7 protein-coding genes are annotated in these 22,336 nt (G+C 55.5%); 6 read left to right on the top strand and 1 reads right to left on the bottom strand.

The window, feature by feature from the left end:
• Positions 1–71 precede the first annotated feature (71 nt).
• From AC0V61_RS02420 to AC0V61_RS02395, 6 genes are read left to right on the top strand one after another with little or no spacing between them, the layout of a single operon-like run.
• Entirely contained in the window at positions 72–1,100 is a 1,029-nt protein-coding gene (locus AC0V61_RS02420) for a hypothetical protein (protein WP_486155676.1), read from the top strand.
• The gene (locus tag AC0V61_RS02415) at positions 1,097–11,158 is read left to right on the top strand and encodes a DUF6603 domain-containing protein (protein ID WP_486155675.1); all 10,062 of its coding nucleotides are present in this window, start codon (positions 1,097–1,099) and stop codon (positions 11,156–11,158) included. The genes AC0V61_RS02420 and AC0V61_RS02415 overlap by 4 nt, the downstream gene beginning before the upstream one ends.
• Positions 11,159–11,161: 3 nt before the next feature.
• Positions 11,162–13,288, top strand: a complete 2,127-nt coding sequence (locus AC0V61_RS02410; protein WP_486155674.1) for a hypothetical protein — start codon at positions 11,162–11,164, stop codon at positions 13,286–13,288.
• Entirely contained in the window at positions 13,285–14,310 is a 1,026-nt protein-coding gene (locus tag AC0V61_RS02405; RefSeq protein WP_486155673.1) for a hypothetical protein, read from the top strand. The genes AC0V61_RS02410 and AC0V61_RS02405 overlap by 4 nt, the downstream gene beginning before the upstream one ends.
• Before the next feature lie 3 nt (positions 14,311–14,313).
• Positions 14,314–18,132, top strand: coding sequence for a hypothetical protein (locus AC0V61_RS02400; protein ID WP_486155672.1), 3,819 nt, complete (start codon positions 14,314–14,316; stop codon positions 18,130–18,132).
• On the top strand, positions 18,132–21,548 hold the full coding sequence (locus tag AC0V61_RS02395; RefSeq protein WP_486155671.1) for a beta propeller repeat protein: 3,417 nt from the start codon (positions 18,132–18,134) through the stop codon (positions 21,546–21,548). Before AC0V61_RS02400 ends, AC0V61_RS02395 begins: the two co-directional genes overlap by 1 nt.
• Positions 21,549–21,793: 245 nt before the next feature.
• On the opposite strand, the gene AC0V61_RS02390 is transcribed toward AC0V61_RS02395, so the two are convergent.
• On the bottom strand, positions 21,794–22,330 hold the full coding sequence (locus AC0V61_RS02390) for an NAD(P)-dependent oxidoreductase (RefSeq protein ID WP_486155670.1): 537 nt from the start codon (positions 22,328–22,330) through the stop codon (positions 21,794–21,796).
• Positions 22,331–22,336 lie beyond the last annotated feature (6 nt).

Below are 22,336 nucleotides of genomic sequence, written 5' to 3'. Positions count from 1 at the left end.
CGTGATTTCACGTCACTTAGGCGTGCGCCTTTCGGTGCTCGTTGAGTGCGCGTTGGTGGGGGTTTTTGAAGATGGCCAGAAAGCCGATCAAGCCGGATAAACGCGCCGCGGGGGCGGCTGTGAACAAAGCAACCAAAAGCTCTGCCAAACGGGCAAAGAGATCACCACAGTCTGCGCTGAGCAAAAAGCCAGCAGCGAAATCGGGTGAAAGAGGCAAAGCGACGTCAAAGGGCCAATCTAAGACGACGCAATCGAAACAACCAACCCTTGCAAAGGCGACCCGCGCGGCGGGTAAAAGTGTGGACAAGACCCGTGTTACGAAGCCCGGCACGATAACCAAACCCGGTAAAATTGAGCGGGGCAAGATTGGTAAGTTAAGGCCGGACGCCAAAGATAAGCTGCGTGACCTTAAACCACTAGATCCGAGCCCAGGCGATCTCATCAAGCGCATTAAGCCTGAGGTGGTCGATGAGTTGATCGGCAGCGCGATCAAGGGCGCAATCGGAATTGCGGATGCGGACGTTTTAGGCACCGTTTCCGGGAGCCTTTTTGGAGATCTGAGCAAAGCATTCCCAGAGGCCTTTCCCAAGGAGCCTTTAAAGCCAGGCCAGGCAGGAGTTGCACTTCCATTGGGAGACAAGAGCGCAGCATCTTTGATGAAACTGGCAGCTACAGGTGCTTCAAAGGAACAGGCACAAGTGGTCTGGGACGATGGACGCAACACTTTGATGGTGTTTGCAGGTGACGTGAAGGTCTCTGCCCAAGAAGGCTTGATCGAGGTCTTTATCCCCGTGAAATGTCAGGAAGCGGCGGCAGTAATGACGGTGCCTTTCGCGGTTGGTTCAAAGAAAGAGGTCACCGGGATGGTGATCGCTGCGCCCGATCGACCGGGAGGTAACGCCCTTATCGGGGCTGTGTGGGGCGATGCCTTGATTGCGTTTGCCTATGAGAGCCTGTTGGACACGATTGAGAGCCTTTCAGCAGCCTCTGGATATGATTCGAAGAAGCGCCCTCTCGTGCCCCGAGCCCTCTCTGCTTCTAGCGGGCAATTGCTCATCCAATCTCAGGGCCGTTTTGACTATCCGGAGGGCAAATCATGAACGACCTGTCCCCTGGTCAATTTGGCGATATGTCCGAACTATTGGTGGCTCTTGGCCTTGCCAACTCGAGCAATGACTTCAATGTCGACTGGCTCAGAAATCCGCAGACCTATCTCAAGCAGATATTGTCAAATCCTGATCAGCGCGAGGCACTCCTCGAGTTTGTGGGAAGTACCGATGAAGGGGCGGTGTCGCAAGATAGCGAAAATCGCCAATGGATCGCTTTGTTCAGCGAAATTATTGCAGGCAAAGGCGAGGTCACGTTTTCGCTGGTCCTGGATGAAGCGCCTCCGGGTGTCTCTGATCAACTGCACCTCTTCCTTGGTATAACGTTTGCGACCAAAGACCCGCTGCCGCTGAGCAATTCCCGTCTTGTCATTCCGCTGTTTCGTGTTGCGAAACAAGGAGCATCGGGCTCCCTTTCACCGGAGCTTTTGGGCAATTCAGGAGGTAAGATCGGCCTTGGAGCACAGGTTGATCTGGCCGCAGCACCTCCAGCGCCAGGCGAGGCAGGGCTGCAATCTTTAGGCCTCAACCTGTCTATCCCTACCAATGCAAGCGATGGCAATCCCACTGTTGAATTGTCGCTTGGCGGGCTGCAATTGCCCGGGGAAGCGAGCCCTAACGATATAGAGCTGTCGCTTACCAATCCCCAGCAAGTGCGAGATGCAGGATTGGACCTCATTTTTGGTCTTATTCAGGCGCAATTGGGCGTCAATACCGGCCCGCAAATGGAAGCGCTCGCTGACCTTCTGGGTTTGACAAGTGCACCTTTGGTCCCTGCGTTTCCAGTGACTGAGCTGATCAATGACGGTCCAATTGCACTCCTCGATTGGCTGAGTGAGTGCCTTGGCGATACGGCCATACTCACCGACTGGCTTGATGCCCTAGCGCGCTTGTTTGGTGGCACGCCGAAGCCTAGTGGAATTGACCTGCCCTTAGGCGGACAGGCGATCGTTCATCTCGGCTTTGCAGCGGTACCGGGCGCTGCGGGGCGGCCAATAGTTACCTTCTCGTGTGCTTTTAAACTGGAAGAAGCAGACACCTCTGCAGCAATTGCGTGCGATTATCTTAGGCTTGATCTTAACGATGGCAGCGTCGTTGCTGTGCCAGCACTCAAAGCTATCGCCAGTTTCGATTTACCGGCCCTGCCGAGCCCGGATGTTGAAATCGATACGCTGGTTGTTGGCTTTGCACTCGATGAGCTGCGCCATCCGCTGTTCGTGCTCGAAGTTCATAACGCTCAGATTCTCGACACATTCCATGAGCGGCTCGATCTCACCAATCCAGACGCTCTTGCAGCAGCAGCAGGTCAGGCGGCCGGAGATCTTCTTGCGCCCCTGTTGCAGCAACTCGATGACCTTGCGCCGGGTACTGGTCTTGCTGATCTGATTTCAGTGATCCTTGGTTGGCAGGCACCTTCAGGAGCAAGCCCGGGCTATCCCACAATTGGCCCCATTGAATTTCTTGCAGATCCCCTGGGTAAGTTGGCCGAGCATTGGAAAGCTGTTCTTGAAGGAGCACAACAAGACGCCCTTCTCGCCTTTTCCACCTTGCGTGAGTTATTGACCGCCGATGCTACTCCGGGCTCGGTGACAGGCACTGGCACGGACGAGGATCCGTGGGTCATACCTTTGGAGGCGCTTTTTAACCTCTCGATATGGCGTGATGACAACGGCAAGATCCTCATTGCGCTGCGTTTGAAGAAGTCTGTAGATAATCTTGGAGAACGCTGCACCGTCATTGAGACCCGGATTGGTGTAGTGATTGCTGCGATTGATTTGGACGCACGCTCTTGCGTGTTTCGGCCTGCGATCGATGTGAGCGTTTTTGGCCGTGCCAGAGGTGGCGACAGGCTTTCCAGCGAACTCGGTTCGATCAGGCTGGATGTTGACCATGTGGGCGTGGTTGCACGGTGGGAGCCTGATACGGGCCTTGCAATACGCCCCTCAGCGCCCAATCCAGCACTCTCGTTTAACTCAATTGAGCTCCCGTTTGTTCTGCCAAGCTTTGACCAAAGCCTTGAAGAAATCCTGGAGGCAATGGCAACCGAAAACTGGAATGCGATTGAACGGATCATTGGCCTGATCTCTGACGCAGTTAATCAGTCCTGGTTAAGCGAGATTGTCGAGGCGTTTGGCTGGCTTCCCGAAGCGCCAGTCTTGGGCGGCTCACCTCGCCATCGCCTGCCTTTGGCTGCATTGGTCAATGATGCGAAGGCTGCAATCGAAGAATGGTTAGCGGCTCTAATCGCAGATGTGGATGAGGACCTTTCATCCCGACTTCAACCCTTGGCCAAATTCCTTGCAGGCGATCTGAACAGCGGCCTTGTCGTTGAAGGCACTGGGACAATCGAAGACCCGCTCAAAGTCGGTTTGTCGGGAGCAACCGGTCAGCCCAAGTTGGCAGCATGGCGGGAACCTGACGCGCCATTGCCGTTGCCCGATTTCGCTGAAGTCCGAAGTTTGCGCAAATGGCGTCCGGGCGCCGAGGGCCTTCAGTTCGAGGCGCTGGCTCAGGCAATAATTTCAGAATTGCCCGATATCGTTGCGCCGCTGGCAGGCGGTTTGTCAGCGGAGAATTTTTTAAGCGCATTTACTGATCTTCTCTCTCAGTTCGAGGGAAGCGATGGCCAAGTCCGGCCGATCCTTAGCCCGCCAACGGGCACACAGGTCCATGTTGTCCAAGATCTTTTGGCAAGCCAATTGCTTGAACGGCTTGATCTCGGAGCCTTGCTTGGCGCGGTGCCTGCAAAGCTCATTGTTGTTCAAGCGCTTGGGCCCGATGCTCAGTTTGAACCACTCGCCGGAAGCGCCGGAGTATCTGACCTACGCGAAGCGGGAAGGGATCCTGCGACATACACACCATTGCCAAACGCAAACGGTGTATACCATGTGCTCTTACCTCTTCGCAGCTCGGCACAGATCGATGATCCTGCCATGGGCGGCGTCGCGCGCCAAGCCGCACTGCTTGCCTCTGTGCTCGACAATGTGACCGGTGCCACTGTACTGGCTGATAGCGCATCGGGCCATGCAGCGTGGCGAGCGCTGGATGAGGCGGGTTCCGGCAATAACCAGCTGATTGCCGTTGGGCTTGCCGTTGCAGCTAACCAATTAATCGATCTGTCTGATCCGCTGATTGGCGAAACGATAAGGCGCCTTAGTGAGCTTTTGCCCGCTCTCGCTGCCGGAGACAGTGATGACGATGCGCTCAGCACCGCGCGCGCTTTCCTCGCTGCCCACCTTGATCCGCATTTGCCCGCTTCCAGTGATTTGTCCTTGCCATCGGGTTGGTCTGCAACCCGCCGCAGCGATCTTGATATTCGGCTGATCTATGGTGCGATGAGCAATTCGGGAGTTCGCAAAGCGCTCACTGCGCTTGCCGCAGCGGGGCTTAGCTCCAATGCAAGAGCGAGAGCGGCAAAACGGCAGGAGCTGACCGCGACTTCCGCCTCTTTAGGCATTGCCCTCGAAGTATCGAACACGGCGCCCGCTGGCGGGATTGAGGTGCAAGGAGATGTTCTAGCGGAATGTATCGGCCTGAAATTACCGGCACAAGATGAGCCTTTTGCTCTTTCATTAAGCCAATCACGCCGCGTCGCTGTTGATTTTGCACTCCGCCGTGCATCGGGCTGGTTGGTCGGCGGTCCGGGGCAGTCGTCCAGAGCTTTGCCGCTTGAGCTTCGTTGGGCTCATATCTCTGCGCGCAGTGCTCTTGGCGGCGATGATCCATCGCTTGATCGCTTTACGATTGTTTTGCACGGCGTGCGCATCGGTAGTTTGAGCTATCCCAAACTCACCTTGTCCCCTTCGATTGCTGACGGCGAGCTTGGCATTAACGGGCTGGCCTCGCCAACAACGCCTGAGATAAGGGAGCTGATCGCGCGGATTGTGACCGACCTTTTGGCGTCCACTGATCCGGCCATCGCCCGATTGTGTGACGCGATGCGGGCGGCAGGGATCGTTGATGGCGTCGATGCCTTTGATGCTATATCGCTTGCCAACTGGTTGGAAGATCCAAGCGCAGCGATGGATGAGCTGATCTCTGATCCAGATCGGGCGTTCCAATGGCGCAACATGGTTGGAAACTTGACCGGCGATTTCGCAGGCCTGACCTATGATCGCGATACTGACACCTTATCCGTATCTGTGTCTGGGCCAACCAATGAACCCGTGTTCGGCGCTTGGAGCTTTGAGGCCGATATTGCTGCTCACTCAGCGCCGTCTGGATCGCTCTCGTTAGGAACATCTGGCGGAGCACACTTGGAGGCGACCTTTGCACCATTGGCGGTGAGCCTGTCTCTACCGTCCGATGGTCCGCCAGCCTTACGACATTTGCCTGAGAGGGTTCAGATTTGGCCCGCCAATCGCTTGGATGAGCTCCTCCCAAGTGCACTGCCGTCACTGGCCGCTTTTGCTCTTTCCAGCGCTCTTGAAGGTGTGCGCAACAGCGATCCGGGCGCCAAAGCGGTGATGGATCCGGCCTTGCGTGTTTTCGGTTTTCTTGATGCAGCGCCTGAGGCACGAGTTTCAGTGCCTGCTATTTTATTCACGCAGCCAAAAGATTGGTTTGCAAGCAATGAGGCGCTTGGCGACGGTTCGACGCTCACCGCGTCCACTGTCATCAATGCCCTTGACGCACTTAAGCCTTTTATCGGTGCAGACCTTGCTGGCGCTACTGGGACTTGGGATATTGCAACAGGCCTTGCCGTGCGTGTTCGAGAGGCAGGCGGGACGATCATCGAGCTCGTCATCGACCCTCAAACTTTCTTGGGCGGCTCGCCGTTTGCGGTAGGCGGGTCGGTCGGTGTGCATATCGCAAACACCGGTACTGTCAGCCCAGCTATCGCATTGTTTGCAGGGTTCGATGCGAGCGCTGCTGGTACAAAAGCGGTTCATGTGACTTTGAATGGGTCGGACGTTCGCATCTTTCTTCGGCCCGCTGTCGGAGACGATATCCCAGTTTATCCAAGCTTTGGAAATTTTGGGCAATTCCTCGAAGCGGCCGCAATTGCAGCGTTGCCCGCAGCGCTCGATGCAATTGCCGCCCTGAAGGATGATAATGACCCAAATATTGGCAATCTGGTCACCGAGGTTGGCGATGCTTTAGAACTGAGGGTTCAGGATCAATTCGATAGCGCGGCCCTAATTGCATGGGCGGCAGACCCACTTGACCGCTTGCAAGATCGCTGGACCAGTCTGCTGGGGAGCGGATTAAATGCACTCTCCTCAGTTTTACCGAACTCCTTCAATGTGCCAACGCCGGTGGGGGGCGTTGTCCGACTGGAACTCACTGACGTTGGAACGCCGACATCCACGCTTGCGATTGAGCTGAGGCCTGGCAACCCATTTGAAGTGGAGATTGAGGCCGACATAAAGGACGTACCGTTCCTGAACGGTGTCCAAACCACGCTCGTTTTCAACAAGACCGATGGGCTTGTCTTGCTGTCAGGAGGCGTTGGTCCTGCTGAAATCGAGTTAGGTTCAGGCGTGTTCTTGCGGCCATTTGTCGACTACTCGTTCACAGCGCCGATCACACAGCCGGGCAATGCGTCGCACATCACAATCGGTCTTGCGACTGATGCAAACAAGACTGACGCGCTGGCGGTTCGATATGGCCTTGGTGATAACTCGGTTTCGGTCGAATTTGGAGGCACCAGTGACCCCCAAGATGTGGCCGAAGGCATATTCCATTTCGCTGTCGATTTTCTTGGCTCGTTCCTCCTAGCGCTTGATCCTATTCAAGAGCTTCTGGACACAGATGTCGGCTCGATAAAGGTCGAGGACCTTCTGGAAGGTGTGCTTTTGTTGCCGGGGCCGGGCGGGCTCGATGCGGAATTGTTCCGAGTGCATGGTGTTACCACGCAGCAGTTGATTGAAGATAAAGTCGCGCGCGTTCAAACCTTGGTTGGCAATCTTGTTGATTCCGGATTGAGCGTGCGGATTGCTGATGATCTGTCCATCGCATTGTCTTCAAAGACTTCCGGCGGCGAAAAAATTGCGCAAGTCACGCTGACGCTGGATGATCGCATTCCTCTTACCAATGGCGATATCTTGGTCTGGTTGGAAAACGACAACCGCTGGATCATTGAATCATCGCAGGCAGGTGTTTCGGTTGGTCTGTTGAAGATTGACGGCGCAAACGGACTTGAGCCTGCACCTTCGCTCTCGATTGAAGGGCTTGGAGTGCGGATTGGTAAGAACAACGCGCCCCTTATCGAAAATCCGCTCTCACTTGGGTCTATCGCACTGCATTTGTTTGCAGATATCGGTGAGGGTACGTCGGGCGATATTGAAGTGCTTGGCGGGGCTCAGGTGGAGCTTGCCGAAATTTCTGCGGCAGTTGGCAATGCATCAGGTGGCAACCTTATTGCGCAAAGCATGCTTGCTGAAACCAATGATGGCGAGGCATCCCTTGCGCCGGCTTTCAGCCCTGCGTTTTCAATCCAATCTCGGCGACCGCCACAGAGCGGTCTCGCCTTTAATTTTCGCGCTGGAGAGGGGGATGGGCCATGGTGGCTGCCGATACAGCGCAGCTTTGGCCCGCTTTACGTCGGGCAAGTGGGTCTGGGTACGCAGATATCGAACGACGAGTTGCAGTCGCTCTCTATTCTGTTTGACGGTGGGATTTCAATCGCGGGTCTCTCTGCGGTGGTCGATGATCTTGAGCTGACGGTCAATGTGCGAGCAGATAACATCTTCTCAGCTGACGCATGGAAGGTGGACCTTGCCGGTCTTGGCATATCGGCTGATCTTTCGGGTGTGTCCCTTGCAGGAGGCCTGAGAAAGATTGAATTTGAGTTGCCCGGTGCACCGCCTAACGCAGAGCCAAGCGTTGAATACATGGGTATGCTCACTGCTCGGATCGCTGCTTACGGGCTGTCAATCTATGGCGGTTATGGCACGCTGACTGACAGTCAGGGACAGTTCACCTCCTTCTTCGCGTTTGGCGCGGTGACAGGGGCAATCGGTGGGCCACCTGCATTCTTCCTAACCGGTGTTGGTGGCGGTTTTGGGATCAACCGCGATATCATTCCGCCTACCAATATGGCGCAGTTCGATGAGTTTGTGATGATTGAGGCGCTGGATCCTGCCGCCTCACCGCCAGATGATCCCATTGCGAATATGGAGAAGGTGCGTAACACCCTGCCAGCGCGCCGCGACCAGTTCTGGTTCGCTGCGGGAATCAGCTTCACATCCTTCGCTCTTGTTGATGGCATAGCGGTTGTGACCGTTGAATTTGGCGAAGGTTTCGAGCTGTCGATTTATGGGCTTGCGAGGATGGCCTTGCCCCGTCCCGAAGCGGCTCTTGTCTCTATCGAACTTGGCCTTATTGCTCGCTTCTCTACCGAAGAGGGCGTCTTGTGGATACAAGCCCAGCTAACCGACAATTCCTGGCTTCTCCACCGCAGCGCTCGGCTGACCGGGGGCTTTGCATTTGTCAGCTGGTTCAAAGGCGATAAGGCTGGCGAATTTGTCCTTACACTTGGCGGATATCATCCCAATTTCCAGCGTGACGGTTACCCTGTGGTGCCGCGCCTTGGTTTCAATTGGAGAGTTGGCAGCAACATATCGGTCAAAGCAGAGAATTACTTTGCCCTCACTTCCGAAGCCATCATGGCAGGCGGTCTGTTTGACGCAAACGCCAAGTTCGGGCCTGCCTATGCGAATTTGAGCTTTGGCGGCAATGCCATCGTCTATTTCGAACCGTTTTCATACGAAGCCGATGCCCATGCGCGGGTGTCAGCGGGGATCAAGATCAAGACATGGCTTGGAACAATCAATCTGCGCTTCACTCTGGGCGCTGCAATCGAGGTTCGCGGGCCGGAATTCCACGGCAAGGCACGTGTTAAGGTTGGTCCGATCAATGTCACTGTAAGGTTTGGCGATTCCTCACCGGTGCCTGCCAATTACCTGTCTTGGAGCGAATTTGCTGCGAAATATCTGGAACTTGCACCGGGTAATCAAGCCCAAGCGCTAAGCGGCATCGCGGGTAAGGGCGCATTGATCCCTGCACAAAAAGACCGCGATAGCGCCGATGGAAATGGCAGCGAGAGCGGTACGCCTGACGGCACATTGGCCCGTCCGTTCGAAGTGATCAGCGAGTTTGAGCTGTCTTTCACCTCGACGATACCAATCAGCAAAATCAAAAGGCCGGGCGCTCCAGACCAGGAACAAGCACCAAGCAGCGATCTGGGGGCAGCGCCTGCCAATCTCAACGTGCAGTCGAGCACTTTGGTATTGTCTCTCAAAAAGGATATTGATCGAAACGAAGAACGGCTTGGCGATCTGGAAAAGATATTCATGTCTGCCCGCGTCACCGGAGCGTTCCCGGTTGGAGTTTGGGGACCACCACAAGACGATGACGTCAGAAAGCTCCCTAAAGGTGAGGTGATACAGGCAACCGAAGGCGTGGACTTTAAGTTCGTGCCTAAGATGATCGGCAAAATTCCTGCGCCACACACAGGCGGGGTTGCCTTTAATCAAATCGAGGCAGGACCACGCAAACCGCTTCCGCTCAAGGAGCTTGGCTCTTTGCGTGATAGCTTGGTCTCTCAAGCGACGTCTCAGCGCGCATTGCTCGGCGGGCTTCGTCCCAATGCGCTCGTGCAAATCACCAGTGACTGGCGCGCCGGGGCTAGCGCTGATGTTTCTCGGCGTGATTGGGCTGGCACTCGCCGTTCTCCGATGCGCGTGGGCCTGTTGTCAGAGCGGATTGTCGGTAAGGCGAAACATGGAGATGCCAACCCATTCAAGCCGCAACTTGCGCCAGAGCGTGACCTGACATTCAGGGATCCGAAAATCAGAGGGTTCTTGTCAGGTCCAGTGAAACTGCGCGAGGAACTGGGCGAATTGCGAACCACGTCGGTGGAGCCCGGAATTTTGCGCAAAGTGCCGCGAACACCTCCGCCGGTTCTTAACACCGGTCGCACCCAGCGGGTTTCGGGTTTCACACCCATCTTGATGCGATCAGCCAATGTCGAACCAATTGCCAGCCGGACAACAATTGCAGCAAGATCAGTCCCGGCAAGCCCTTCCTCGCACCGTCCATTGAGCGCTGCACGCGGTACTGCTGGCGGGGCTGATCGGTCACAATTGCTAGCGCTGCAAGAGATGGTTTCGGGTCGATCTTCTCGCCGTGCGACGGATCAAAGAAAAAGCGCTCGAAGGCAGGCTTCTGCCTCAAAGGCAGCGATCATGAAATCGGCAGCTGAGCAGGCGATTGCGCCGGGCGGGATAGCGGTCTTTGACGTTGCGCCATCCTCGCCGCGTTATCCGGACAATGGAACGGTTGTCGTGCAAGGCAAAGCGCGTTTGGCCGCTATTGGCACAACCGGTAAAATCCTTTTGAATTCGTACCCGTCAAACAGCAAAATCGTGTTGCCACGTGGACTTCGTGCCTTTGCGATTTTTGCAGGTGATGAGGCAGGTTCGACACAGATGGCGGGATGGCTCGAAGGGAGCCAACTTGCATACCTTGGAAGCGGACTTGCCAGATGTCGGGGTGGCTTTGTGCTTGCGGAAGGGGCGAGCCGTAATCGCGGTTCCTCACGCGGAGCCATGGGATGGATGAAAGCCGGGTCGTTGACCGATCAATCGGCAGTGATCAGCACGACATTCGACAATAAGGCAACCTGCGCCGCAATTATTCTTGATGGCGAGGTCACACCCGAAGAGCTCGAGCAAATTTCGATAAACTTTGCTGGCTCCAAGAGGGCTGACGCTGCGCCCCTTATTGTCTCGACCAATGGGAAGACCTGCCTCGTCTTTGCTCTTGAAGGCGAGCACAAAAGCGCAAGTGCCAAAGACAAGCGCCGCATCGCAAAAGCAGGCAATGACATGTCGGGCTTCTCAGTCGATGTCGGACTGAGAAAAGCTGCCATGCTTGACGGTGTGATCGCCTCTGATCTTCCTCCAGAACGCCTGGCTACCCAGCTTCTTACTCAATCACCTGAATTGACGGTGGAATCCTTGGCCGAGCAAGAAGCTGAACTTGTCCGCGTCAAATGGCAGCCACCCAAACTGCCCAAACAGCGCAACACCAAGGGAGCTGCTTAAGCCATGGTCGCACGCGGAAAATTCTTTCTTTACGACAGCATCGTACCGGCCCTTGAAGCGGGCAAATACACGATGAGGGTCAATGTGGACCTCGAGTCAGGCGATCCTGCCGATGATCTGCCGGTTGCTCCGCTTAACACGCATATCAAAGTGACGGCGCCTCGTTTCAAACTGCCGCCTGATCAAGTTCTTTTGACCTATCCTCCAGCTAATTCTGAAGGAGCCTATGATCAAAGGCTTCCGCAAATTGTCCTGAAGCGCCGCACATTGCCTTGGGACAGGCGGGCAGCAGAGGAGGGTGAAGAGTTTCATGGCCAGAAGGTTGAAGACCGCACTCCTTGGCTTGCCCTTGTCATAATCGCAGAAGGCGAGGGCCATGTCGTCCACGATGCGCCTTGGCGCGATTGCGTAACACCAGGTGTCGCGCTTGAAGGCGAGGTGGATACGCCCAGCGCAAGCTATCTCTCGGTCCCACAAAGCACGGTAACAAAGGTTTTCCCAACGGTGGAGGACCTGGGGATGCTCACCCATGTGCGAGAGGTCAACATCGACGATACCGAAGCGGCAATGGGAGATGATGATGGCTTTTTGGCGGTGGTGATCGCCAATCGCATGCCTCAATACGATGAGGAAAACTGCAAGCCTAAAGCTTACACCGCCTGCCTCATTAATCTTGAGGGGCAATTGGGTGCATTGCCAGAGCCTGCACCAGCCATCGATTTCTTTAACGCTAAGGATTTGTTCCTCACAGATTTTGCGCGCAGTTATGCGACCGCAATCCAATCAGGAACTGCCGTCCCGGTCCAAGCGGGCCCGCGCGAACGAGAACTTGATACAAGCGACCGTGAGAGCGTCTTTGAAGCGATGCGCCGGGGCGACGTGGTCCTCCATGGCGATCAGCTAATCGACAGGGCCGGCGTCACTTCGGATGGCACGCTCAATCGATTAGGGACCATCAGCAATGAGGATGTGCTCGACGGCGATTTTTCGAACCTCAGGAGCTCTGGGCGAAAGCCACAAGCTGTGCGTGTTTCAAGCGCTCTTGGCGGCTTTAGAGTACCGCTCGATCTCTTAATCCAAGAGAAGTTCTATCGCTTCCCGCTGTTGACCTCTTGGCGCTTCACCTCCGCGGGTGCAGGCAGTTTCGAGACATTCATGCGCAATCTTGATGTGGGCTTGTTGGGGACCAAATCGGAAAGCGGGCATGAACGGCCACTTCCGCCATGTACGGTGAAGCAAGAGGGTGAGGGACCAGGAGATGCGCCGGTCACGAAACTTCCTTTGGAAATCGCAGAGACTGGGCATGTCGGGCTGCCGCATGTGACCCGGACCGGTGACCAACGCGATGCGTGGTATCGCGGCCCGCTCTCACCGCACCGGCTCTTGCGCAACCCTCTGGCTGAAGAGAGCCAGTTCCCAGTGCTTGCCCATGTCAGCGATCAGATGCGGATGATGACGCCGGAGGGCCGCGAAGATGTGTCACTAGCAGTGGCCTTTGAAACGGGCCGACTGATGGCGATGGCCCAGCCTTCCTTTGTCGCCGCACTCAAGCGCTGGCGCGAAGATGCCTTTGGAGCTGCAAGAGCGCGTCAATCCCAAGCAGCAGGGCTTTTGGTGAAGCCAGGACTTGCCAGCGAAAACTTTGCGAGCATCGACCTCAAAGACTTCGGAACAGCGATCGCCAAAGGCACGATACAGCGCGATATGGAAGCTGTTCTGATCACAGCTATTAATGAAAACCGCGAAGTGGCTGTGGCAAAGGCACGCCCGCTTGTTGATCCAGGAGCGCCCGTTTCGGCCGTTGTTGAGCAAAAGCCGGTCGAACTCATCGCCGATGGCCTTGGCCTTGATCGCGAAATCCTTGGACGGGTGGACAGGCTTGGCGGCTCCGCAGAGATGATCGCGACTTTGCGCAAAGTCGATCCCCCTGTCGCAGCTCTTGTTGTTGGTGAAGGGCTGGAAGAGAAAATTGACACCGGCAAGCTCAAACAAAACCTCACGGCAGCTGTCTCTGGTTTGGTGGAAGAGGCTACCGGTAAAGCTGAGCCAACCAAGCGCGATCTGCAAGACAAAGCCGAGCCAAAGACACGCGAAGAATATGTCCGCGACAAGAACGGATATCTGACATGAGCTTTTCCAATTTCTCGACTTATGATGTCGTTTCAGCGGCGCTCAAAGATGGTGCTTTTTTGAAGGGTGGCGATGCGGGGCCAACGGTGGCGCCCGAGGCAATACTTAATTTTCTTGCCCGGCTCAGAATGCTTGAAGGGGTGCCGTTTAACACTTTGGTCGCTGATGAAGAGTTGCTGCCAACCGAGTCTATTCGGTTCTTCTTTCTCGACCGGGCGTGGACTGATGCTCTTGTTCAAGGCGCGCTTAGCGTTGGGACAGCCAACACGATCGAACGCGCGCAGCTTGAGGCACTTTATCCTGAAATTGAAAAAGAGATCGATGATGCTGAACGGCGTGTGAGGTCACCTGGGAGCGAGGCGCTCATGGGGGGAAGTGCGGGCATCGTGACCGGTTTCCTCCTGCGCTCTGCTGCTGTTGCGGGTTGGCCGGGAATGCATGTCCGGGCTTACACAACCGAGCCTGCGCAAAATGACGAGGAAGTGCTGCCGGAAAGCCATCCGTCACGCATTAAGCTCTTGCGATTGGAGCGATTGGCCCCTTCTGTATTGCTCGCATTGTTTGATGGGGTGCCCGAGGTGCTTCATCTCGAAGAGCCGCGGCAGGGGCTGCAATTCGGGGTACGCAAAGAGCAGCAAACGAATGGGCAATGGCAGGCATATGTGCCCGCCCGAAATGTTCAATCAGCCAGCTATGTGAACGATGAAGGCAAGCAGGTTGATGTCTCCGAAGACGCGGCGGATATCGATGTGAGGTTCAGGCGCGGTGCGCCCGGCGTCATCGACATGACCAATACCGCCCGAAACTTCGTAGCGGCTGAAGGCACCGGAATGGTGTTCGACATGGACAATCGGATCGATGGTGCAGAGTTTGCCATGCAGATGATCCGGTTTCCCTATCGCCAAGTCTTCGCGCAATCGGAAACCGATGCGAATATCCAGGATGATGCCTTTCGCCCCACACGGGTCAAAGTGCCCGAGCTTTACACACAGATTTTGCAGAAACGATTGGGGGAGGGGTGAGCCATGCCAACGCTTAAACCTGAGGTCATGGAAGAGCTGCTCTCGCGCAATGAGTGGGCGATGGCAGCACAGTCGCGAGCCGATATCTTTCTTGATCGTGAGCTGTTCCTTCCGCCAGAAAAGCCAACCAATCCCGCTCTGTTAGTGCCGATCGATGTCCAGGCGCTTTATGTGCCATCATCAGGCTCAGAACCCTGTATCCACTTGCCTCTAGACCTGGGAGAGGGGGACACGATCACGCAGCCTTTCTCCGAAGGCAAAAAACGCCCCAAGGGGGTCCATCTGCACTGGGCATTGCCAGATGGGCTGATGCGCGGTGAGATGGAGGATGATGCCGATAATCCTTTGAAAATGAGGCCTCTACCAGATCGTTGGTTGATCGTACGGATGACGGGTCCAAAAGCTGGCTCTAAAGTCGCCCAAAAGAGCTGGGTGATAGAGGCGGAAACTGGACGCGCCACGGAGCTTGAAAACTACCCCTCGGACGAAAACGAAGCTGGTCTTGAGGCGATCTCGTCTGATGAGCTGGACGGTATCTACGGTGGCTCACCGATGTGGACGGCGGCTTATGATGCGACAAAAAACAGGTTTGCTTTTCATGACGACCTCAAAGGCGTCTCCAGCTCAACAGCTGAAAATGGGCTTGCAAGTTATGCTGTGATCGGATGGTGGTCGCAGGCGCGCCATGACCCCTTGCGATTTGCGCATTGGCCAATCGCCGTCTCACGCAAGCTCGAGGAGCTCGATTGGAGCGCCTCGGATGCTCCCCTTGTCTCTCAATTTGAAACCATAAGCGCCAAGCCTCCCTCCCAACGTCGCGTGTCAGTTGACAGCGGTGCCAACATCGAGCGCGCGATCCGAGCCAGCAGACTGGTCGATTTTCAGAGCGAATTGCAGCTTTCGACATCGCAATCCGCGCTCCTTTCTCAGTTCGACGAGGTCGCCTTTGATAAGGTCGTAATGCCGCAAGCGATCTTCCGTTATGAAACCGTAATGCACGGCTTTGTTTACGGCGTGCCCGTGCGCGGGGCCGTGAAAAAGGACCTTGCCCCTGACCGCAAAGACATCTCGTGTTCAATGGCACCAACGCTTGAACGATTGATGGCTGCGCAAGCCTCACGAGGGTTGCGGATCGAAGACCCCAAAGAGAAAGAATACATCGAGAGCCTCGTTACGGCGATGGCGAATGGCTCTTTCATCAATCTGGCTTCTCGCGATGGCCTTGTGGAACTTGATGAGACCGAACATGCTGATGGCTTTGAGACGTTCCAAAGCCCAGACACCTATAGCGATGTGATCGTTGAGCGCGCGCGCACGTCGATAAAGGCTGGACGACCGCTGCGCACAAAATCGGCAGCTCTTGCATCGCCTGAACCCGTGCGCGCTGAAATGGTGTGGAGCGGTTCTACGCTTGGTCGGATGAACTATTCTCGCGCTGCTGTGCGCGAGGCGGCAGGTCTTGGTTCCACTCACACGCTGGCCGGGGTAGGGCTCACCGGGGGTTCCACAGTGCGAACCGTGAAGCGACCAGGGCCCCGATACTTCCGGGCTACTCCACCGGTCGTTGGTCTTTCCAATTTTGGCCGCACCAATCGTTTTGAAGACGGGCGATTTAGTGATGATGGCACTTTGGTTTGTCGGTGGAACACCGAACTCCCAACAACGTGCGGCGATTATGTGAACTGTGCGACCCATATGCCCACCATTGATCACCCTGAGGTTCCAGATGTCGCGGGCACTGTGCTGCAAAGCGCGCTCTTGGGCGACGGTCACATGGTTGAGTGGCTGATCAAGGCTGCGCAAAGTGTAAGCCCACCCAGCGCCGCCTCACAGATAGACCAGCGCCTTCGCGGAGAAATCGCGCTGCGTCATTCGCCGCAAGGGGTTTATGACGGTTTCGCGCAGGTCGCAGTGGATGCGAGCGCGCGTGGACCGGCCGCCCGGTATGCGATAACCGAAGAAGTGCGCCGCTTCTCACTTCTGGATGGGCGCGATCCGAGCCCTGTGGCTGTTACCAATTGGGCGCAGCCTTGGTGCCCTGTGTGGCTTGAGTGGGAGGTGCTTTTAGAGCTTGGGGAAGACCTTCAAGGCTGGGCGCTTGGCCGGTTCGATTTTGCACACAAATCGCGCTCTGTGGCTGGGCAGTTAACGGTGCGCGGTCGCTCTCCAATCACAAGCGGCATTGCGCAAAAGTACCAGGCTGTCATTTCGGACTATCTTACCGCTGAGGCGCAGCGCGACTTGGCTGAAGCAGGTGAGATAAGCAGCCAGCACGAGGATGCCCTCGCCGATTTGGCAGATTTTTTGAAGAACACTGACCTTGGCTCGATTACGCTGGACCGGGTGGATGATGTGTGGCTTGGTTCAACTCTTGGTCCTGATGGTCAGTCCGAAAGTGAGCCAGAGAAGGTAGCCGCTAACCTTTTAGCAGCCGGATTGCCGCGATTGATCGCTTCCGGGCGCGCCCAGCTCACAAAAGCACGAGTAATCGACACCTTCGGTCGTTTTCGTGATATCGAGACAAGTTCGATTGCTCTGCCTCAAGCCCTCGAAGTGGACGCTGGAGACGGGGATCGCATGCTCGATTTGCCGCCGCGCATTGCCCTGCCTTCTCGCCTGATGTTTCGCTTCGTTGATCCAGCCAACACCGGCCCCGATCCAGCAGAGGCCTCTCTCGATCAGGCAAACCGCGCCAACACGATCAATCCAATCAGCTGCTTCATTCTGCCAGATTTCATGGATGAAACGTTTGAATTTTTCGATGCGGACGGCACACCGCTTGGCGAAGTTCTACAAGATGGGATCACTGGCGGTGTCAAATGGGAAGGGGGTGTGGGCGCTGCCGGTCCAGCGGTCTCAAGCCCGTTTGACAGCGTTACCCCATCATCATTGCCTGCCGCTAAAATTGCTCAAGGGATTATTGATGCCGATCTCGCCCGGAGAAATGCTAACGGTGGTGAAGAGGATGAAAGCCCACTTAGCGCCATGTTGCGGGCGATCGATACGACCATGTGGAGCGTTGATGGATCGTTTGGTGCGGGCGGAGCTGCAATTGCGGGCTTGGTTGGACGGCCCATTGCGGTGGTCTCAGCCAAGCTATGGCTCGACATTCCCGATGATCTCGCTCTGACGGGAGCCTTTGGTGAGGAAGCCGCTGCTGTTCGTCAAAGGCTGATAGACGCCGGTGTTTTCGAGACCATCAAATCACAGGCATTTCAAGTTCGTCTTGGCGAACTCGCCAAAGGGCAGGACGGACTTTACGGCTATTACATCGGAGATGATTTTTCGAAGTTCCACTTAATCGAGAAAGAAGTCAGCAGCTCAGCGCGTGTCGGGGGACAGGGACGCGGCTTTGCGAGCATGCTTGGAACTGTCGGTTCAGCGATCAGCTCGGCTGGTCTGCCTGCCCAAGCATCGATCACTTCGCCTTACATCGCGGCAAATGATCGCGTTGAAGTGCATTCTGGCCATCCGATCCGATTGACACTGTTGATGCACCCAAGTGCAAAGGTCCATGCAACCACTGGCTTTCTGCCGCGCAAATCGCTCTCATTGCTCCGTGAGTGGGTCAACGATGGGCTAGAGCGTATCGCACCGTCAGTGCGAGTAGGACCGGTGATTATAGATCCTGATCGGGTTCGCTTGCCTAAGGTTGCGGCCTTTGGCGATGACCAGCTTTGGACAAGACGTAACACGCCGATCAGTTGGCGAACTGATCCTATATTGTCCGCAACTCAAGCGGCGCTTTTGCCCGAAGGCCGTGTCTCGGTCGAAGAAGGCTATATTCGTATAGCGCCTCACAAAGATCAGGAGGCACAGTAATGGCGGATTATGACTGGCCCTCAGAACCCTTCTCATCCTCTGATCGTTTGACACCAAGGACTGAACACAGCTGGGCGTTTGGAAAGACCGGAAAAACGGCAGGCATGATTGGCGACGTGGCCGATTTGAATGACGTCATTCAGGCCAATTTCGATGAACAGCGCCGTTGGCTCCCGCTCGGCCCTTCTTTGCTTCGTAAAGGAACTGATAGAGGTTCATCGATTGTCTCCGGGCGTGTCCGGGCGATACGAGCAACTCCGGATGGTCAGCGCATCTATGCAGGCGCTGCCAATGGCGGCGTATGGTATTCAAGTGACGCTGGTGAGAATTGGTCGGCGGTCGGCTCTGGCGGCCTTAACGCTGGAACAGAGCGCAGCGGGTTGTCGCTTACGATTGGCGATTTGCTGGTAAATTTCGACACTGCCCCCGTTGGGGGTAAACACCGCGATGAGGTTTATGTTGCAACGGGTGAGCCACCGCTCTCGTCTGGCGGTACCGCAGGGCAACACTACGGCGGTCTGGGCATATTGCGCTTAACTCAGCCTATTGAAGATGCAATCGATAATCACGGAAGCAATCCGTGGGAACGAGAGGCTCCAAATTTGGCCGGGGCGGGTATCTATCGATTGGCGCAAGATCCCGGAAATCCCAACACCATGGTCGCCGCAACAACGACAGGGCTGTGGCAACGTACAGGGGGGCCATCATCGGGTAAAACTTGGACCAGGATCACGAAAAAGCCGTTTGATTTTGCTGCCAACGAATATGCAAAGGTCTGCGATGTTTTGTGGAATGAGGATGGCGTCTGGGTCGGAATATGTAATGCATTTATTGACCGCAACGTCACTCTGGGACCAACCGATCCGCCCAATGTTTCTGGTTTATGGTGCAGTTCAACAGGGCTTTCGGGTACATTTAGGAGAGTTTCATTACCTGATTATGGGCATTGGGAACGTTTGACTATCGAGCAGTCCTTGCCGCAAACAGGGACCGGTAAGAAACACATCTATGTCCTGTCGACAAAGACCTTGTCGCCGCAAGTTTCATCGGCGCAGTTAAAGGGTCATGCAGCGTTATGGCAGGTGGATCTCAGCCACGATCGTTGGAACGCGGCCGAAGTAGACCAGTTTCCCATAACGCTTTTTACCATCCCACACAGGATAGATGGCACCGGAACCGCGGCAACATGGAAAGTTGATCAGGCGTCGTACGATCAAGCTTTAGCAGTGACAAAACGCTCCGACGGTTCTGAATTGGTATATGTCGGCGGGCAAGGCCTTCAAGGGATATCAAATCGTTGGGAAGCAGCACTGTATGAACTCAGTGTCACCGGCAGCGCTGCAGCCAATGACCTGAAAGCCGGTTTTTCCAATCAGCTTCATGCAAAGCGGCCGCGTCACTCTCTGTCATGGATTGGGCGCGAAACACACGCGGATGTTCATGCCTTGCACATCGCGGCTAACGGGCTCCTGATTGGCTGCGATGGAGGAGTGTTTAGGTTTCCGGGCACCAATCCCCCGGCGGCCGCACCACCCTCGGTCAGCTTGAATGCCGGACTTGTGACTGTTGAGCCTGGTTACATCGCCTCTTGTCCAACGCTAGACGGACCAATGCTTGCAGGCCTTCAGGATAACGGAATTATCAAGCGTGTCGGTAACACGGTGTGGGAACGCATTGGTCACGGTGATGGAGGCGGTTGCGCCTTTCATCCGACGCAGCCGCATATGACCATGGGGCAATATGTTAAAGCTATTTGGTCATTTTGGCCCACTGCGGAGCCATCGTCGCCGGGGAACCGTGGCCCCAAACAAAAGGCAAAAGACAATGCCCTGTTTTATTCTCAGCCCGCAGTTTTAGAGGGTTCGGATGATGATACGGCGCGCGTTTTTGTTGGAACTGATCGTGTTTGGTATTGCGACAATTGGCGTAAAGATGAAACCGCACTCACATGGATCACCATCCCTGAAGGTCAGGATGCTTTTGATGCGTTAAACAACAAGCTTGACGTCAAACAAGATCAGTTAAAGTTCGACAAAAAGTCCGACCCGATCAATGTGATCAACATTCTTCGCCGGCCAACTGATCTCACTAAAGACGATGGCATGGCCTTGCTGGTTTTGTGCCGGGACAGTGTGCGCATTTTCCGCTGCGGGGACGGAACGAATGGCGCTGATCCGGGCGAATGGTCAGAAGAGGTTGTTACCAAGCCGCCCGCAAAACAAAAGAAACTTCCCGATCCTGCGATCAATGATCTGCCTAGGCTAAAGAACAGCCATTGGACCGATACTGCAGTCCACGATGTGAGCTCTGTCGGCCACGAAAGCTTTTACGCGGCAACCACTGGCGCGGTAGAAACGGCACCTGATGGGACGATTTCCGGAGTGCAAGCCTATGATGTGCTGTGGTGGTATAACGGCCATGGCAAGTGGTTTCCAACTGGCCTTCGCAATGCTCCGCTCAATACGAACAATGGCACCGGCGGAAATCCTTCTGGTGTGACTTCGGTTGTAGTCGACCCAGGTAACCGGAATACCGTCTATGTCGGTAATCGGTTAGGCGTTTGGCGGGGAGAGCTTAGCCTTACGGGAACCGGTGAAGACGCCCTTCCAATCTGGGTTTGGCGACCAGCGATGGAAGGTTTGCCGCAAACGATTGTCGAGGACTTGCATGTCCATCCGCCAGAGGGCGGTTCGCAAAGATATTTGCGAGCGGCTCTTGTGTCACGGGGCATTTGGGAGCGCGATATCAGCGACACACCCTCTTCGGTGGGCCGTCTTTTTATCCGTTCGGTCGACCACGACACTGGCCGCGGCGTTTTGCCTCAAGAGATGAAATCTCCCAGCGTTCGGGGCACCCTTAGCCTCTTGTATTCGCCTGATGTTATTGTTGACCCATCGCTTATCGATCCGAACACCGCCCCGATCCCTAATGAGGCGGAAATGCGAGACATTTTGCCTGGTACTCTTCCAATGGTGCTGCCGGTTTACGTGATGGCCCATTATGCTCATACCGATCCAATTGCTGGATCGGCGGTGAACATAGACCTGTTTTCGCAGCTCTATACGTCCGGATCAGAGCCGACAATCGATGATGCTTGGCGCAGTGCAATCCGTCAAACTGTCGCTGGTCTGAATCCCGCCCTTCCGGCTGGAATGCGGCACTGGGGACGGGCGCAGCCAAGCGCTGACTTGAGTGCAATACGCTCGCGCGCAGTGCGCTTCATGGTGGATTTTGCGAACGGGTTTGGGGTTTCGCTCGGTGCTCGAAATGTGATGATGATCGCTGTTGTCACATCTCCCGATCATCCGCTTGTGGATAGTGATCTGGATCATGGCACAGCGACTGAAATCCTTCGCCATTCGCATCAAATTGCCATGCACTCTTACGCTATTGAGTCCACCGCAATCATAGCTTGAGCCATTTTTAGCTCAGTTGCTCATAGCCAAAGCGTGATTTGCATTGACTCCGCAAGAGGCTCGGCAGGCTCAACGATCCACCTTCATGTGCTCACTACAAGGTATTCGAAAAACCCATTTCCTAGCCAAGACCAAGAGCATGCTGCGCAAACTTCTCTAGCCAGAGACCAAAGAAACAGTTGCAGACGATTGGTTGAGATCGACGCACTGCTCTAGACAAAAGGTCGCCGCATCATCGATTGGGATCATCTGGTTTTGGGTAATGGTTCGGTGTCAAAGGCCGCTTGCCAGACTCCCTTGGCAGGTTTTTTCGACAGACCGCCGGGGCGCACGATCACATAATCAAGGCCGCTTTGCATAATGTGGGCTTCTTGCCGGTCTTTGTCGGCCCAGATTTCTTTGGCAGGCCCGCGTATGATCCAACGCATGATCCTGCCAGACACTTGGTCGAAGCTGGCTCCGCACCCAAGGCTGGTGACGCAGACAAGCCGCTGAACCCCTAGTTGTTCCATCATTGTAATGATACCAAGGGTCATATCGGAAAGCTCAGTGTTCGGCTTACGGTTTGTCGTCCCCAAGGTGCACAATACGACCTCCGCGCCTTCGACCACTCGTGCAAGTGTTGCAGGATCGTCGATTGGGCCAACGACCACTTCGCCGAAAGCTTTGAGGGACTGCGCTTTTTCGGCCGTTCGAGCATGCAAAACCAATGTATGGCCTGCCTCGTGTGCTTGGCGAGCGGCGGATGTGCCGACGCGGCCTGTCGCTCCAAATATCGCCATCCTCAT

It is taken from the genome of Erythrobacter sp. JB1-4 (assembly GCF_057365025.1).
The sequence above is the reverse complement of the archived record's forward strand: the minus strand, read 5'-3'. Positions and strand labels throughout refer to the sequence as shown.

What these genes read in the sequence shown, in the direction of transcription:
- AC0V61_RS02395 (WP_486155671.1), top strand. Translation starts at nt 18,132, where the DNA reads ATGGCGGATTATGACTGGCCCTCAGAACCCTTCTCATCCTCTGATCGT.
- AC0V61_RS02420 (WP_486155676.1), top strand. Translation starts at nt 72, where the DNA reads ATGGCCAGAAAGCCGATCAAGCCGGATAAACGCGCCGCGGGGGCGGCT.
- AC0V61_RS02415 (WP_486155675.1), top strand. Translation starts at nt 1,097, where the DNA reads ATGAACGACCTGTCCCCTGGTCAATTTGGCGATATGTCCGAACTATTG.
- AC0V61_RS02405 (WP_486155673.1), top strand. Translation starts at nt 13,285, where the DNA reads ATGAGCTTTTCCAATTTCTCGACTTATGATGTCGTTTCAGCGGCGCTC.
- AC0V61_RS02410 (WP_486155674.1), top strand. Translation starts at nt 11,162, where the DNA reads ATGGTCGCACGCGGAAAATTCTTTCTTTACGACAGCATCGTACCGGCC.
- AC0V61_RS02400 (WP_486155672.1), top strand. Translation starts at nt 14,314, where the DNA reads ATGCCAACGCTTAAACCTGAGGTCATGGAAGAGCTGCTCTCGCGCAAT.
- AC0V61_RS02390 (WP_486155670.1), bottom strand. Translation starts at nt 22,330, where the DNA reads ATGGCGATATTTGGAGCGACAGGCCGCGTCGGCACATCCGCCGCTCGC.